Raw genomic sequence first — 17075 nt, 5'->3', positions numbered from 1 at the left:
TGGTGCCGATGCGCTTAGGGGAAACACCCGTTCCCATCTCGAACACGATGGTTAAGACTTAAGCGGCCGATGGTACTATGCTGGAAACGGCATGGGAGAGCAGGTGGGTGCCAGATTACCTTAAAAAAATCACTCGAAAGAGTGTTTTATATAGAACGGACACGTTCCAATGGGTGGAGGAGAAAAACGAAACCTGTGTTAAAGAATGTGTTAACCTGATTCAGCAGGGCAGTGCTGTTTTATATAACTGGTTTTTACCAGTGATTCGTAAGTTTGAGTACATCGAGCTTTCGAATGACTGATAAACTTCAGTCAAAGCAGCGGAGCTTGTAGGTGCACTGGGAAAGCAATTGCTTTTTGGTCACTGACTGCGTCGCATACGTACCTTGAAAACCACATATTGAAATATATCTAGATATAGTCTTCGAAAGAAGACGACATCAAGACATCCGAGGTGTTACATCGAAAGATGTAACCAAATAAAAACTCGTTCAAGTATCGTGACGTACGATATGAGAACAAACCTAAGACCAGAGATACAACGCTATGTATCTTAGATTAGTAGCCCGCACCCGCAGGTGAACATCGAATTGGTTAAGCTAATAAGAGCGCAGGGTGGATGCCTTGGCACTAAGAGCCGATGAAAGACGTGATAAGCTGCGAAAAGCTTCGGGGAGGAGCAAATATCCTTTGATCCGGAGATATCTGAATGGGGAAACCCAACTGAGCAAACCTCAGTTGTCGTATGGTGAATTCATAGCCATACGTCGGGAACCCGGGGAACTGAAACATCTAAGTACCCGGAGGAAAAGAAAGAAAACTCGATTTCCAAAGTAGCGGCGAGCGAAATGGAAGGAGCCTAAACCAGCGTGCGTGCATGCTGGGGTTACGGACTGCAATAAGTGAGACGATTTGTTACCAGAACGGTCCTGGAAAGACCGGCCATAGAAAGTGAAAGCCTTGTATGGGAAAACAATAGTCAGCGAGCAGGATCCAAAGTACCACGAGACACGAGAAACCTTGTGGGAATTCGGGGGGACCACCCCCCAAGGCTAAATACTACTTAGTGACCGATAGCGCATAGTACTGTGAAGGAAAGGTGAAAAGGACCCCGGGAGGGGAGTGAAAAAGAACCTGAAACCCTGTGTTTACAAGCTGTGGAACCACGTTTAAAGTGGAACCGCGTACTTTTTGTAGAACGGTCCGGCGAGTTACCGTTACTGGCAAGGTTAAGCACTTAAGGTGTGGAGCCGAAGGGAAACCAAGTCTTAATAGGGCGAATGAGTCAGTAAAGGTAGACCCGAAACCGGGTGATCTACCCATGTCCAGGTTGAAGCTGCCGTAAAAGGCGGTGGAGGACCGAACGCACATCCGTTGAAAAGGGTGGCGATGAGGTGTGGGTAGGGGAGAAATTCCAATCGAACCCGGAGATAGCTGGTTCTCCTCGAAATAGCTTTAGGGCTAGCCTCGTATTAGTCTGCCGGAGGTAGAGCACTGAATTTCCTAGGGGGCGTCAAAGCTTACCAAAGAATATCAAACTCCGAATGCCGGTCAGATGATGTACGGGAGTCAGACTGCACGAGATAAGTTGGGCAGTCAAAAGGGAAAGAGCCCAGACCACCAGCTAAGGTCCCAAAGTGCGTGTTAAGTGGAAAAGGATGTGAGATTTCAGAGACAACTAGGATGTTGGCTTAGAAGCAGCCACACATTCAAAGAGTGCGTAATAGCTCACTAGTCGAGAGGTCTTGCGCCGAAAATGTCCGGGGCTAAAACACGACACCGAAGCTGTGGAATGTATCGAATGATACATTGGTAGAGGAGCATTCTTACCGCGCTGAAGCATTACCGTAAGGAGATGTGGAGTGTTAAGAAGAGAGAATGCCGGAATGAGTAGCGAGATGGAAGTGAGAATCTTCCAGGCCGAATATCTAAGGTTTCCAGAGTAAAGCTGATCTGCTCTGGGTAAGTCGGGGCCTAAGGCGAGGTCGAAAGACGTAGTCGATGGACAACAGGTTGAAATTCCTGTACCGCATATTATCAGAACTGTGGGGACACAGAACCGAGAGAGAACCCGGGAATGAAAAGACCGGGGCAAGCATTGGACTGGTTAAGTTGGCAAATCCGCTTAACAACAGGAAGGTGTGACGCGTACCGAACAAAAGTAGGGAAGTCTCTGTAGGGGCTGTCAAGAAAAGCCGCTATTGTGTAATATGTGCCCGTACCGTAAACCGACACAGGTGGATGAGGAGAGAATCCTAAGGCCGGCGGGAGAAGCATTGTTAAGGAACTCGGCAAAATGACCCCGTAACTTCGGGATAAGGGGTGCCTGAGAAATCAGGCCGCAGAGAATAGGCTCAAGCAACTGTTTAGCAAAAACACAGGTCTATGCAAAACCGAAAGGTGAGGTATATGGGCTGACGCCTGCCCGGTGCTGGAAGGTTACGAGGAGGGGTTAGCGGCAACGCGAAGCTCTGAATTTAAGCCCCAGTAAACGGCGGCCGTAACTATAACGGTCCTAAGGTAGCGAAATTCCTTGTCGGGTAAGTTCCGACCCGCACGAAAGGCGTAATGATTTGAGCGCTGTCTCAACAATGCACCCGGTGAAATTGAAATACCAGTGAAGATGCTGGTTACCTGCGCCAGGACGGAAAGACCCCATGGAGCTTTACTCTAGTTTGATACTGGGATTCGGTATTGCATGTACAGGATAGGTGGGAGGCAGTGAATCAAGGACGCCAGTCTTTGAGGAGCCGATGTTGGGATACCACCCTTGCGATATTGGGTTTCTAACCTGCAGCCATTACCTGGCTGGGGGACAATGTCAGGCGGGGAGTTTGACTGGGGCGGTCGCCTCCGAAAGTGTATCGGAGGCGCTCAAAGGTTCCCTCAGAATGGACGGAAACCATTCGAAGAGTGCAAAGGCATAAGGGAGCTTGACTGCGAGACCGACGGGTCGAGCAGGTAGGAAACTAGGACTTAGTGATCCGGTGGTATAAAGTGGGATTGCCATCGCTCAACGGATAAAAGCTACCCTGGGGATAACAGGCTTATCACTCCCAAGAGTTCACATCGACGGAGTGGTTTGGCACCTCGATGTCGGCTCATCGCATCCTGGGGCTGTAGTAGGTCCCAAGGGTTGGGCTGTTCGCCCATTAAAGCGGTACGCGAGCTGGGTTCAGAACGTCGTGAGACAGTTCGGTCCCTATCCGGCGTGGGCGTAGGATATTTGAGAGGAGCTGTCCTTAGTACGAGAGGACCGGGATGGACTGACCTCTGGTGTATCTGTTGGTGATCAACACCATGGCAGAGTAGCCAAGTCGGGAAGGGATAAACGCTGAAGGCATCTAAGCGTGAAGCCCCCCTCAAGATGAGATATCCCATCGCAAGAGTAAGACCCCTTGAAGACGACGAGGTAGATAGGGCAGAGGTGGAAGCATGGTAACATGTGTAGCTGACTGTCACTAATAGGTCGAGGGCTTAACCAGGTTGGTTTAGGTAAGAGGAAGAACGGATGAAAGATATATAACAATGTGTGGTTTTGAGGGTATGTGTAGGTTTCATATACCAGTTAAGAATATATAATATGTGATAAATGCGTAAATCCAGGTTTGGGTTTGCGCTTTTTTATTTAAAATTGGATTGTTTAGAATTATAAGAAAACGCTTTGATTGGAAGATGAAGAATATCTCCGGTCAAAGCGTTTTTGTTGCTTAGATATTTATGTATTAGGCATAATGTACTGTTTGCTAAAACAAACTTTGTTTCTTTAATAGAGACTTATTTAAAAGAATCTAATCAAGTTCCAAAGTCATTGAGGTCATTTTCCAGATAAGAGATGGCCTGCTCGATGTTTTTTTCTCTCAAGGATTGAATGATCAGATCGTGGTTCTTCATATCATTGAGCATGGAAAAACGATTCCATTTATCCCAGTGGAGCTGGGCATAGGCACGTCCCAGAACATTCATGCAGCGGCGAAGCTCTTCATATACAAATGGATTTTTGGCAAAGGAAATAAGGGCAGTGTGAAAGTCTGCATTGTTTGTCCAGCGTTCCATCAAATCCTCTGTTTCTTTCCAGCAATGTGCATTCAGTTCTTCCAAAGCCTTTAAATCCCGGTCCGTGATATTTGGATATCCAAGGTGCAGAAATGAAGTTTCCACCACTTTTCTATATTCTTGTATGTGATAAATATCCTCGGCTGTCAGAGGAACTACCTCATAACCATACCTCGGAATGCTTTTTAAAACACCTTCGTGGCATAAGGATACCAATGCATCCCGAATCGGGGATTTGCTGTAGCCGAAGCGTTTGATCAGTTCATTTTCTGTTATGATTTTATGAGGATTATATTCTGAGGAATATATACTTTTTAATACCTCGTGGTAAACAATTTCCTTTAAGTTCTGTTTTTCCATGCAGCCTCCTAAGCTTACGTTCATAATCAAATGGATAACAAATCTATTATACGTAATATTAGAAAAATATGTAAGGTTATTTTCATAAATCACCTTATTTTCTTCAGTATTCCTGCGTTATGCTCAAGGGTGAGGAGAAATGGAACGGCTTTTAGTAAGAAAATAAAAAAGCAGTGGAAATATAATAATACCAGTGATATTATTAGTAATACAATCAGTAACAATACTAATGAAATGGGAGGAGAACAATGGATCAAAAAATATACGACAGCTATGTGAGGATCTTAAGGAATGAACTGATTCCGGCGTTTGGCTGTACAGAACCCATTGCCCTTGCCTATGCTTCTGCAAAAGCCAGGGAGATTCTTGGTGAATTTCCTGAACTGATAGAGGCACATTGCAGCGGAAATATTATTAAAAACGTAAAGGGAGTGAGAGTACCAAACTCAGGAGGGCTTAAAGGGGTTGAGACCGCAGTGATTTTAGGGGCTCTTGCTGGAGATTCTGATAAAAAGCTGGAAATACTGGAATCAATCACAGAAAAAGACAGGCGGAATGCAAGAGAACTGCTTGACAAGGATTTCTGCCGTTGTATATTAGTAGAAGAAGTTGGAAATTTATTCCTTAAAATAAAGGCGGTTAATAGGGGTCAATGGGCAGAAGTGACCATTGAACACGCCCATACCAATATCACATTAATAAAGAAAAATGGAGTGACCTTATATGAACAGGCCTATAATGTGAATGATACGAGAAGTGATAAATCCCTTCTTAATATAAGGGATATTGTAGCGTTTGCAGATCGGGTCAATATAGAAGATGTTAAGGATGTCCTTGATATGCAGATTTCCTATAATTCTGCCATTGCTGAGGAAGGACTTAAGGGGCAATGGGGAGCTCAGATTGGAAGGATTTTTATGTCAGGCTATCGGCCTGAGATCCAGTGGCTTGCCATAGCAAAGACGGCTGCCGGATCGGATGCAAGAATGGCAGGATGTCCTTCTCCGGTGGTCATTAATTCTGGTTCTGGAAATCAGGGAATGACCTGTTCCATACCGGTCATTGAGTATGCCAGGGAGCTTGGAAAGACGAAAGAGGAGCTTTACCGTGCTCTATGTATTTCTAATTTGACGGCTCAGGACCAGAAGCAGTATATCGGGCCTTTGTCGGCATACTGCGGAGTGGTATGTGCCGCCGCCAGTGCAGGAGCTGCCATTACCTATCTTTATGGGGGAACCGTGGAGCAGATTGAGCATACCGTAGTCAACACCATTGCCAATGTAGGCGGAATGATCTGTGATGGGGCAAAGGCTAGCTGTGCGGCAAAGATTGCCTCTGCTCTCCAGGCAGCCATATTAGGGCATCAGATGGCGATGCAGGGCATAACATTTGAACCTGGAGAGGGGCTGGTGCAGGACGAGCCGGAGGAGACCATCCGTGCCATCGGCTATATGGGAAAAGAGGGAATGAAAAAGACTGATGTGGAAATATTAAATATCATGATTGGAAACCGGTCTATTTGAGGCAAAAGAAGGAGCTAAGATGAAAAAACCTGTCATAGGAATCGCGGCAAATATTTTAATTGTGGAGGGCGGTACCATGCCCGGAATTTACCGTGCCTACGTGAACAATGATTATGTGGAAAGCATTGAAATGGGGGGAGGCATCCCGGTTCTGCTACCTGTATTAACGAATCAGGAGGATGGGGCCAGGCTCCTGGAGCTGGTGGACGGACTGGTTCTTTCCGGGGGATATGATGTGGCACCAGATTTATATGGAGAGCAGCCTTCCCCTTTACAGGGATTTACCATGCGGGAGGTGGACACCCAGTATTTACAGCTGATTCGAGAGGCAGATCGGCGTAAAAAACCGGTTCTTGGCATCTGTAAGGGAGCCCAGATGATGAACGTGGCATTTGGGGGAACGCTGTATCAGGATCTTGGCTCCCAGCTGACAGGCTCTTTTCAGCACGTACAAAAGGCACCAAGAGGTGACGCTACACACATGGTAGATACGGAAGAGGAGAGCTTTATTAAGAGTATTACTGGTAAGAGGGGCTGGGTCAATTCCTTCCATCATCAGGCGATTAAGGACATGGCAGAGGGCTTCTTGGTTACAGCCAGAGCCGATGACGGAGTGGTGGAATGCATCGAGCGGCAGGAAGGCAGCTTTATGTGCGGCGTACAATGGCACCCGGAAATGATGGCGAAGTTTCAGAATGAGACCATGATAAATTTATTTCGTCAGTTTATCCTTAAGTGCATGGATTAAGAGGGGGAGATTATGACAAACCATCTATTTCAGTTCGATATACATGACTGGAGCACCTGGGGAGAAGTTTATTGTTCAAAAGAAGAATTTACGCCATTGATTCAATACATATTTGAATGTGAGGGCTTAGAGTTTCAAGCATTACAAAATTGCAAACCAGGGACCAACGGAGTTTTCCGGGTGGGAGAATATGTGATAAAGGTGTTTGTCCCTTTGGAATCGGGGTATGACAGTCTGCCGGATTATAGAGCGGAGCTTTTTGCCATGGAACGAGCAAATGAAGTTGGAGTCAGCGTTCCAAAGCTGATTGCAAAAGGGCAGATACAGGATAAATATTTATTTAGATATCTGATTATGGAATGCGTGAAGGGAGAAAACTTAGGGGAGATAAAGGATACCCTAGGAAGAGAACAGAAACTTGAAATTGGAAAGAAGCTTCGTGATATTGTAAGGGGCTGGGCGACGCCTTGTGAAAATTTTAATGGAGTAGATGCCATTGGCCGGACTTTAAGGAGTAAGCGGTGGGAGGAGGCTTCTGACGAAATAAAGAATGCGCAGAAAAAGTTCCTGGAAGGTTTAAAGAAGGAATCGTCTGTATTTGTTCATGGGGATCTAACAGAAGATAATTTGATGGTGGATCAGAGTGGGAAGCTGACGGTGATTGATTTTGCAGATTCATTAATTGCACCAGGAATTTATGAAGATATGACACTGATCTGCGACGCATTTCATTTTGACAGAGATTTTTTAGAAGGATATTATGGAAAGATCAGTACGGAAGAGTTAACAGAGAAATGTATGGGTGCCATTCTATGTCATGAATATGGTTATCACGTGGTTAAAAGTATGTTTGGCCCTGTCGCAGATTTAAGGGAATTAAGAGATAAGATAGTGGAACAGCTTACTGATTCTAGTACTGAGAGAAAATAAAAAAGGAGTAAAGATAAATGATTCAGATACTATTCGTCTGTCTGGGCAATATTTGCCGTTCCCCTATGGCGGAATTTGTTATGAAGGATCTCGTGAAAAACAGAAATATGGAAGATTTATTTTTTATTGCTTCTGCTGCCACCAGCAGTGAAGAGATTGGAAACCCGGTGCATCCTGGAACGAGAAAGAAGTTAAGTGAGTTTGGGATATCCGTAGAGGGAAAGCAGGCAGTTCAGCTCACCAGAGATGATTATGACAAGTATGATTATATTGTTGGAATGGAATCACGAAACATAACTAACATGATGAGAATATTCGGCAGTGATCCGCAAGGCAAAGTAAGCCGGCTGCTGGATTATGGGCAAAGGCCAAGAGATATTGCAGATCCGTGGTATACCGGAGACTTTGATACAACCTATGAAGATGTTTTAGAAGGGTGCGAAGCTCTCTTTCTCCATATATGCAATCAGAATGACAAATAATTTAAAATGCGTTTTGAAATGGCTCCTTTTTTTGGCTGACCATATCAAGACGCATTTTTCATTGTCTATGTAAAGCTTTTGATAAACGGTTAATCATCCATATCATCAAGAATTGTGAGATTTAATGCTTCTATGGAAAGATCCACCTCTTGTCCGGCTTTTGCAGCAGGAGCGATAAAGCGGATGATAGGCCGCAGGGTGAAGCCAGGCGTGTTATCCTTGACGACTGCCGTGCTTCCGTCGCTTAGGTGGACAACTGTACCGATTGGGTATGCAGATACACATTGGAGGAAGGCGGTTAAAAGATCCGGGTCAAAATGAGAGCTGCAGCGGCTGGTCAGATAATCAAATATTTTTTTGGGAGGCCATGCTTTCCGGTAAGGTCTTGTGGAGCTTAAGGCATCGTAGACATCTGCGATTGCCAGAATTCTGGCATAAAGAGGAATGCTGTCTCCGATAAGGGCAAAGGGATAGCCGGTTCCGTCGTATTTTTCATGATGAGCACGGATGCCCTGAAGAACCTTCTGAGAAAATAGCTTGCAAGTGCTTAATTTTTCATAGGAAAGATCAGGGTGCTTTTTCATGATTTCAAATTCTTCGTCACTCAGAGGGCCGGCCTTGTTGGTGATCTCCAGAGGGATATCGGTTTTCCCTATGTCATGCATCAGTCCGCACAGCGCCAGATCGTTGAGCTGGTCCAGGGACAAGCCAATGAAACGTCCTAAGAGAACGCTTAATATACCTACATACAGACTATGAGAGTAGGTATAATTGTCATAATCCCTGATATCGATCATCTGAAACAGGTATTTGTCCATATTTAAAATATTCATTACCACTGATTTAGCCACAGAGGTGAGGTCGCGGTAGTTTTGCATACTGGATTGTATGGTCATTTTCTTTAAGCTTTGGTCAAAGGTACTGCGGATGCTGGTAAGCATTTTGGCTTTTAATTCAGGTTCAACAAAATCCACGGGCTCAATGCCTTCCGTCAGTGCCGTATGGATATAGGCGCCCTGAACCCCGATATTTTTAAGGCGCATGATGATGCGGTCACTTAGCTGATAACCGGCAACTGCAAATGGAAGTATTGAATTTGTCCCAGGGATATTACGGGCTAGTATCATACCTTCGGTCAATTTCTCTATAGGAAGATAAATCAATTCTTTCACCTCAACAGACTAAATGGCAGTCTTTTCTCTATATATTAAGTAGATTCCTTCTTTTGTCAAATTTGGGAATAATTATGTAACACCACATTAAATTATAGTTGGAATTGACGGCTGAGTCAATGAAATTTTGTAACCACTGGTAAGGAAAAGAATCGTGGAGGATAGGTTTAAAAGGCATGAAAATAGATTGTATTAAGAGAGAAAATCAGATAAAATAAATAATGAGATGAGAAAAAGCATCCTGTTTTGTTCAGAATTTTGCATAAGGACTAAAGGTTAAGACAGAGGGAAAAATATGATCAAAATATTAAATGGAATGCATGAAACCATAAATTATGAGTGTGCCATGGGGCTTCAGCTATATCGTAATGGGAAGCAGGAGGATTATCCAAAGCACTGGCATGTGGGAATTGAGATCATTATGCCATCACAGGGAGATTATGAGGTTACCGTTGGTGAGGAATGTTATTTTTTAGAGCCGGATGATATCATCCTGATTCATTCCGGTGTGATCCACTCATTAAGAGCGCCTTCTAAGGGGGAACGATATATTCTTCAGTTTGATACTACATTGCTTCATAATCTTCGGGAAATGGAAACACTTTTATTTATGATGCCTCCCGTTATCTTTCTTAAAAAGAAAGAGGGAGACGGACTTCATAGTTTCTTTAAGGAGAAACTGGATAAGATCATTATGGAGTACCAGGATAACAGTACCTTTCGGGAAGCTTCTATATATGCAGCTCTGATTGAGATTTATGTGGAACTGGGAAGAAATGAAGTTTATAAAAATGTTTCTCCAGGAATCCAGGAATCCACCAAGGAGAGGCAGTATCTGGAGGCCGTAATGAGTGCCTGCACCTACATTAACAAGCATTATATGGAAAATCTTAATTTAGAGGAAGTGGCACAGATCGTAGGATTTTCCAAGTATCATTTTACCAGAATCTTTAAGCAGTATATGAATATGACATTTTATGAATACTTAAATTCCAAGCGGGTGAAAAAGGCGGAAGAACTTCTTTATTATACCAAGGAGCTAAGTATTACGGAGGTTGCCATGGGAGCTGGATTTTCATCCATCAGCGCTTTTAACCGCACCTTTAAAATGATTAAGAACTGCTCTCCCAGCGATTATCGTAAGATCCGTTATCAGGCCATTGTTAAGAATTAAAAAATAATTAGCAATATGTGCTTAAATCGAAGCAAGAAATGAGATGTCTTGTTTTTTATAGAATGCTATGATGGGATTACAGAAAATGGCTGAATGGTCAGAATCGCATCACTATAAGTAAAGGGAAGGGCATATCTCATGAATAAAGAAAAATTGAAAGAATACCGTAGGAGAGCAAAAGAACTGGTAGCAGAAATGACATTGGAGGAAAAGGTTTCCCAGACAATTCACGGAGCGGCAGCAATTGAAAGGCTGGGGATTAAATCTTATAACTGGTGGAATGAGGGACTTCACGGAGTGGCAAGGGCTGGAGTGGCTACTGTTTTTCCACAGGCCATCGGACTGGCAGCTACCTTTGATGAGGATTTACTAAACCAGGTAGCAGATGTTATTTCCACAGAGGCAAGGGCTAAATTCCATTTGCAGCAAAAATGCGGAGATACGGATATTTACAAAGGTCTTACCTTCTGGTCTCCTAACGTTAACATTTTCAGGGACCCGCGCTGGGGCAGGGGACATGAGACTTTTGGGGAGGACCCTTATTTATCCTCCCGTATGGGCGTCCGTTTTATTGAGGGACTTCAGGGAGACGATGAGAATTACTTAAAGGTAGCTGCCTGCGGAAAGCATTTTGCGGTTCATTCCGGCCCGGAGGAAGAACGCCATTCCTTTGATGCTGTGGTTTCCAAACAGGATATGTTTGACACATATCTGCCTGCTTTTGAGGCCTGTGTAAAGGAAGGAAAAGTTGAGGCCATCATGGGCGCCTACAACCGGACCAATGGAGAGCCCTGCTGTGGAAGCAAAACGCTGTTAAAAGATATTTTAAGAGATTTCTGGGGCTTTGAGGGCCATGTGGTTTCCGATTGCTGGGCCATTAAGGATTTCCATGAACATCATAAAGTGACTTCATCTGCCGTGGAATCTGTGGCAATGGCCATGGAAAACGGCTGTGACTTAAACTGTGGCAGCTTGTTCCTATACTTGACTGAGGCAGTGAATCGTGGAATGGTTTCAGAGGAGCGGTTAAATGAAGCCGTGGAAAACCTCATGATGACCCGGTTAAAGCTTGGCGTATTTGACGAGCAGGAGAAGATTCCATTTAACAAGATTACATATAAGGATAATGATACCAGAGAGCACAAGGAGCTTAACTTCACTGCATCCAGAAAGTCCTTTGTTCTTCTTAAGAACAAGGATAACCTTCTGCCTCTTGATAAGAACAAAATAAAGACCATTGGCATCATTGGTCCCAACAGCAATAACAGAAAAGCACTGGTTGGTAATTATGAGGGCACTGCTTCCAGATACTTTACCATAACAGAAGGCATTCAGGATTATCTGGGTGAGGACGTTCGTGTCATGGTTTCGGAAGGCTGCCATCTTTGCAGACCGAAGGTCAGCGGTCTTGGTCAGGAGAATGACCGTATATCTGAAGTAAGGGGAGTCTGTGAAGAGAGCGATGTGATTATTGCCTGCATGGGTCTTGATTCCAGTCTGGAAGGCGAAGAAGGAGATGAGGGCAATGAGTTTGCCAGCGGTGATAAGCCAAACCTTTCTCTTCCAGGACTTCAGGAAGAGGTATTAAAGGAAATTTATCAGAGCGGAAAGCCAGTGGTATTAGTGATTTTATCCGGCAGTGCTCTTGCAGTTACCTGGGCAGATGAGCATATTCCGGCTATTTTGGAAGGCTGGTATCCGGGAGCCCAGGGAGGAAGAGCACTGGCCTCTGTCTTATTTGGAGAGTATTCACCAGAAGGAAAGCTTCCGGTGACCTTTTATAGGACTTCAGAGGAGCTTCCTGATTTCAGAGATTATGATATGAAGGGAAGAACCTACCGTTATATGAAGCAGGATGCCCTTTATCCCTTTGGATACGGCTTATCCTATACTGATATTACAGTAAGCGGCGTGTCACTGAGCCAGAATACGGTAGTGGAAGGGGAAAACATAACGGTTAAGGCGGTTCTTAAGAACACAGGTACCATGAAAGGGGCTGAAACCTTACAGGTTTACGTAAAGTCCTGCCAGCCTGATACTCCAAATGCTCAGTTAAAGGCTTTTAAAAAGGTTGAGCTTAATCCTGGGGAAGAAAAAGAGGTGGCACTTACCTTAAGTGACCGTTCCTTTGGACTTAGAGATGAAAAGGGTGACCTGGTTCTTTACCAGGGCGATTATCTGGTGTATACAGGAACTCAGCAGCCAGATGCCCGCAGCATGGAGCTGACAGGTAAAGTGCCGGAATGCATGACAGTAACAGCAGCAGATCAGGTAGTTCTTGAAGCGTGCTGCATTTAACAAAAGAAGGATTTAAGGTGAGAGAATGACAGAAAGAGAAGAGTCCTTGAATAGTCAGGCAGAAGGGAGGGGGGCCGAAAGGCCCCTCTGCCTTTCTAAAATATTCAGTGAAGGCTGTGTGCTTCAGCAGGGAAAAAGCACAAGGATATGGGGAAAAACAGTTCCTTTAAAGGGAGTGGCCGTAGAATTTCAGCAAAAAACAATTTTTACCAGGGCAGATGATAAGGGGGACTGGCAGCTTTTATTTTCAGACCTAAACCCGGGAGGCCCCTTTACTTTGACCATACGGTCTGAAACAGAAGAAATCATACGTCTCAAAGAGGTGTATGTGGGAGAGGTATTTGTTTGCTCTGGTCAGTCCAATATGGAGCTGCCTATGGAACGAGTGAAGGACCAGTATCCGGAGGAATTGAAACGGCCGGAGAGACCTTATATCAGGCTTTATAAGGTGAAGGAGCATTACGACTTTGACGGTCCTTTAGATGACCATAGGGAGGCCTCCTGGTACGCCTGTTCTCCGGAGACCATCAGAAGCTTTTCGGCAGTTTCCTATTTCTTTGGAAGATACCTTCTGGAGGATAAAAAGGTGCCTGTGGGCCTTATTAACTTAAGTCTGGGCGGAACACCGGCAGAGGCGTGGATGGGATTGGAGGCGCTTCAGTCCTATCCTGAGGCGCTTAGTACTTTAAAGAAGTTCCAGGACAAGGAATTTGTGAAAAGCCGCATGGCAGAAAATGAAAGACTGCAAAGAGAGTGGCATGAAAATATCGATCAGAATGACAAGGGCTGTGAAGGCAGCTTGGAGCCGTGGAAGGAAATCAATCTCCCAGGCTTTTTAAAGGATGGAGGAATTGAGGATTTCTGTGGAAGTATCTGGCTTCGGAGACGGTTTATGGTTCCTGAGACTATGGCAGGAGAATCAGCCAGACTGTGGCTCGGCACCATGGTGGACAGTGACAGAACCTATATCAATGGAGTCTTAGTAGGTGAAACCGGCTACCAATATCCTCCAAGAAAATACGAGATTCCAAAGGGTGTTTTAAAAAACGGGGAGAATGAAATCACCATCCGTCTGGTTTGTGACCATGGACAAGGCCGGATGACTCCGGAAAAGAAATACCAGATTTTTACAGAGGATAACAGGATTGATCTGGAAGGGACATGGGAATACCGGATTGGCTTTCGGTGCGGTCCTGCTCCGGAGATGGATTTTATAAACAGAAAGCCTACAGGACTTTTTAATGCCATGGTGGCTCCATGTCTTCCATATACTGTAAAAGGGGTTCTCTGGTATCAGGGAGAGTCCAATGACAGCAGTCCCGATACCTACGAGGACCTTTTAAGACGTCTTATCTTAAATTGGAGAGAGAATTGGAAGCAGGATAAGCTTCCCTTTGTAGTAGCCCAGCTTCCCGGTTTTTCCATTGATCTTCTGGAGGATTCAGAGGCCTGGCCAAAGCTTAGGCACGCCCAGTCCCAGGCAGCCGGACTGCCCGAGGTAGCTGTGACGGTAAACCTCGACCTTGGGGAGTGGAATGACCTTCACCCACTAAATAAAAAGGAAGTGGCAAGACGACTTTCTCTGGCAGTAAGAGGTATGATCTATGGAGAGCCTGTGGAGTACTTCGGACCAAAAGTACGCTCTTATCAGGTTTCAGAGGGCCGTGTTTCGCTTTCTTTTGAAACTCATAAAGGTAAGGATATGGTTGTAAAGAATGGAACGGGGGTAGAAGCCTTTTCCCTGGCTGGAGCGGACGGAATTTATTACCCGGCTAAAGGGGACGTAAAAGGAACTTCTGTTACCTTATGGAGCAGGGAAGTGGCAGAGCCTAAAGCTCTTCGTTACGCTTACTCCAATGCTCCCTCAAAAGGGCTCTTATTCAGTCAGGGCGGCCTTCCGGCATCCCCCTTTATTCTAACTCTTAGTATTTAACTGGAATAAAAGGAATTGTATGGAATTTTTTTGAAAGATTCAAAAAGATTATGATTTGATTTAAGAAATACGTTGCAACCCATTCATACTTGTTACACAACCTGCATAAGTATGTAAAAACGTCCTAGCAGGGGGATTTTCTTGAAGGAATATATTGAGGAACGCGCGGTTGCGATCGCCAACTACATCATAGACTATCATGCGACCGTGAGGCAGACAGCGAAGAAGTTTGGTATCTCCAAATCAACGGTACATAAAGATGTAACGGACCGCTTAGAACACATCAATCCATCCCTGGCAGCCCGGGCCAGGGTGATCCTGGACATTAACAAGTCCGAGCGCCACATCAGGGGCGGCCTAGCCACCAAGGAAAAGTATCAACATCGTTTGCAGATGTGCAGTAAAAAGAATTCTTGAAAAAATGGGTAGAGGATCAGCCGCTGTCTGAGAAATAGTAGACGTTCTCAGTCAGCGGCTGTTTCCATTCTAAACAAAAATTCACAAAAAATTTGTTGACATGAAACTGCAAAATATGTTATTCTTTTTCCCAGTATGAAGAGACATTATCGTTTTCATGCAAATATCGACCACTTCTTATGAAGTTAAGCCCAGACGGACAGGCGGGTCGGCTGCCGAGCGTGGGAAACCACATTATTGATTGAGTTAGAAGCTCAAATTTTATAAGTTGATTACTTTATAATCAGTGCAAATGCACATCATCTTGTGAAACGATCAATAATAGCAGGGACAATATATTTGCTATGTAGACTCGAAAACGATAATTGTCATGAAAAATTGGAGGGCTTCATGCCCGTTTCCATAATCATTCATGAGATTTTCAGGCAGGTGATGTACGGTCACCTGCCTTTTTTGTGTGTTAAAACGCCCCAAAAGGCGCTTCCCAAGAATGTGACGAAGGAGAGGTAAATTGCCGTATGAACAAAGAAGATCAAAAAAGAGCGCCGATTTATGAAGCGCTGGAAACATTCAGGAAGAAAAGGGTGGTTCCTTTTGATGTGCCTGGGCATAAAAGGGGAAGGGGAAACCCCGAACTGGCTCAGCTTTTGGGAGAAAAATGTGTAGGGCTTGATGTTAATTCCATGAAGCCCCTTGATAATTTATGTCACCCGGTATCCGTTATCCGTGATGCAGAAGAGCTGGCAGCCAGAGCCTTTGGAGCAGCCGATGCTTTTTTAATGGTAGGTGGTACCACTTCAGCGGTTCAGAGCATGATTTTATCTGTCTGTAAGGCAGGGGATAAAATCATACTTCCAAGAAATGTTCACAAAAGTGCCATTAACGCACTTGTTATTTGCGGAGCAATTCCTGTTTATGTAAACCCGGAGGTAAACAGTACCTTAGGTATTTCTCTTGGAATGGAAATCAGCCAGGTGGAGAAGGCTATTATGGAGAATCCGGATGCAGTGGCAGTTCTTGTTAATAATCCCACCTACTATGGAATCTGCTCCGATATGCGTTCCATTGTAACCTTGGCTCATGCCCATGGAATGAAAGTGCTGGCTGATGAGGCCCATGGTACCCATCTATACTTTGGGAAAGGACTTCCGGTGTCCGGCATGGCAGCAGGCGCAGATATGGCGGCAGTATCCATGCACAAATCAGGGGGAAGCCTGACACAAAGCTCCATGCTCCTGATCAATGAGGGTGTGAATGGGGATTATGTCCGCCAGATCATTAACTTGACTCAGACCACAAGTGCTTCCTATCTCTTATTATCAAGCCTTGATATCTCAAGAAGGAACTTGGCTCTTCGTGGTGAGGAGTCCTTTCAAAAGGTGGTAGAAATGGCAGAGTATGCCAGGGAAGAGATTAATTCCATCGGGGGATATTATGCGTATGGAAGAGATTTAATCAACGGCACCAGCATCTTTGATTATGATGTGACAAAGCTTTCCATCTATACCCTTGGCATCGGTCTTGCCGGCATTGAGGTTTATGACCTGCTTCGGGATGAATATGATATTCAGATTGAATTTGGAGATATCTGCAACATTCTGGCTTACATTTCCATCGGGGACAGGATTCAGGATATTGAGCGCCTTGTAGGTGCTCTGGCTGATATTGAACGGCTTTATAAAAAGGACCGGAGCGGAATGCTCTCAGGAGAATACATAGCACCCAAGGTGGAAATTTCTCCTCAGAAGGCATTTTACTCCAGTAAGGTATCGGTGCCTGTAAAAGAAGCCGCAGGTAAGATCAGCGGAGAATTTGTTATGTGCTATCCTCCGGGAATCCCCATTTTAGCACCAGGGGAGAGAATTACAGAGGAAATTGTGGAATATATCATTTATGCAAAAGAAAAGGGATGCTCCATGCAGGGAACGGAAGATCCGGCAGTGGAACATCTGATGGTACTAAAATAATAAAACTTCCATGGA

The 17075-nt window shown here is 44.7% G+C and carries 12 protein-coding genes and 2 rRNA genes (1 of these 14 running past the window's edge); 12 read left to right on the top strand and 2 right to left on the bottom strand.

Annotation, left to right across the window (positions count from 1 at the left end; translation table 11 throughout):
- From rrf to OW255_RS18965, 3 genes are all read left to right on the top strand, one after another.
- A 5S ribosomal RNA gene (gene rrf / locus OW255_RS18975) occupies window positions 1–116 on the top strand (it extends 2 nt beyond the left edge of the window).
- Window positions 108–302, top strand: a complete 195-nt coding sequence (locus tag OW255_RS18970) for a hypothetical protein (protein ID WP_081752375.1) — start codon at window positions 108–110, stop codon at window positions 300–302. The genes rrf and OW255_RS18970 overlap by 9 nt, the downstream gene beginning before the upstream one ends.
- 290 nt (window positions 303–592) lie before the next feature.
- Window positions 593–3485: ribosomal RNA gene (locus tag OW255_RS18965) — 23S ribosomal RNA — on the top strand.
- Window positions 3486–3795: 310 nt separating this feature from the next.
- Here the strand turns inward: OW255_RS18965 and OW255_RS18960 are convergent.
- Complete coding sequence (locus OW255_RS18960) at window positions 3796–4416, bottom strand: GntR family transcriptional regulator (protein WP_268114986.1); 621 nt, start codon at window positions 4414–4416, stop codon at window positions 3796–3798.
- A 248-nt stretch (window positions 4417–4664) separates the two neighbouring features.
- On the opposite strand from OW255_RS18960, the gene OW255_RS18955 reads away from it, so the two are divergent.
- The 4 genes from OW255_RS18955 to OW255_RS18940 are packed head-to-tail and all read left to right on the top strand — an operon-like array spanning window position 4665 to window position 8099.
- Window positions 4665–5939 (top strand): L-cysteine desulfidase family protein, encoded by a 1275-nt coding sequence (locus tag OW255_RS18955; protein ID WP_268114984.1) that lies wholly within the window; start codon window positions 4665–4667, stop codon window positions 5937–5939.
- Between the two features lie 19 nt (window positions 5940–5958).
- Window positions 5959–6687, top strand: a complete 729-nt coding sequence (locus OW255_RS18950; protein WP_268114983.1) for a gamma-glutamyl-gamma-aminobutyrate hydrolase family protein — start codon at window positions 5959–5961, stop codon at window positions 6685–6687.
- Window positions 6688–6699: 12 nt separating this feature from the next.
- Window positions 6700–7617, top strand: a complete 918-nt coding sequence (locus tag OW255_RS18945; protein ID WP_268114982.1) for an aminoglycoside phosphotransferase family protein — start codon at window positions 6700–6702, stop codon at window positions 7615–7617.
- Window positions 7618–7634: 17 nt separating this feature from the next.
- The gene (locus tag OW255_RS18940; protein ID WP_268114981.1) at window positions 7635–8099 is read left to right on the top strand and encodes a low molecular weight protein-tyrosine-phosphatase; all 465 of its coding nucleotides are present in this window, start codon (window positions 7635–7637) and stop codon (window positions 8097–8099) included.
- An 89-nt stretch (window positions 8100–8188) separates the two neighbouring features.
- Here OW255_RS18940 and OW255_RS18935 read toward each other — a convergent pair whose 3' ends face one another.
- Entirely contained in the window at window positions 8189–9262 is a 1074-nt protein-coding gene (locus tag OW255_RS18935) for an HD-GYP domain-containing protein (protein ID WP_024838228.1), read from the bottom strand.
- A gap of 304 nt (window positions 9263–9566) precedes the next feature.
- On the opposite strand from OW255_RS18935, the gene OW255_RS18930 reads away from it, so the two are divergent.
- The 5 genes from OW255_RS18930 to OW255_RS18910 all read left to right on the top strand — a co-directional run bounded on the left by OW255_RS18930 (window position 9567) and on the right by OW255_RS18910 (window position 17060).
- Window positions 9567–10445 carry a helix-turn-helix domain-containing protein gene (locus tag OW255_RS18930; protein ID WP_024838229.1) on the top strand — a complete coding sequence of 293 codons (879 nt, stop codon included), beginning with the start codon at window positions 9567–9569 and terminating at the stop codon, window positions 10443–10445.
- Window positions 10446–10583: 138 nt separating this feature from the next.
- Complete coding sequence (locus tag OW255_RS18925) at window positions 10584–12743, top strand: glycoside hydrolase family 3 C-terminal domain-containing protein (protein ID WP_268114980.1); 2160 nt, start codon at window positions 10584–10586, stop codon at window positions 12741–12743.
- A gap of 25 nt (window positions 12744–12768) precedes the next feature.
- Entirely contained in the window at window positions 12769–14676 is a 1908-nt protein-coding gene (locus OW255_RS18920) for a sialate O-acetylesterase (RefSeq protein WP_268114979.1), read from the top strand.
- A 141-nt stretch (window positions 14677–14817) separates the two neighbouring features.
- On the top strand, window positions 14818–15093 hold the full coding sequence (gene spoIIID / locus OW255_RS18915; protein WP_024838232.1) for a sporulation transcriptional regulator SpoIIID: 276 nt from the start codon (window positions 14818–14820) through the stop codon (window positions 15091–15093).
- A gap of 518 nt (window positions 15094–15611) precedes the next feature.
- Window positions 15612–17060 carry an aminotransferase class I/II-fold pyridoxal phosphate-dependent enzyme gene (locus OW255_RS18910; protein ID WP_024838233.1) on the top strand — a complete coding sequence of 483 codons (1449 nt, stop codon included), beginning with the start codon at window positions 15612–15614 and terminating at the stop codon, window positions 17058–17060.
- Window positions 17061–17075: the final 15 nt, after the last annotated feature.

The organism is Lacrimispora xylanolytica (genome assembly GCF_026723765.1).
GTDB lineage: Bacteria > Bacillota > Clostridia > Lachnospirales > Lachnospiraceae > Lacrimispora > Lacrimispora xylanolytica.
This window is presented reverse-complemented; position numbering and strand designations above follow the sequence as displayed.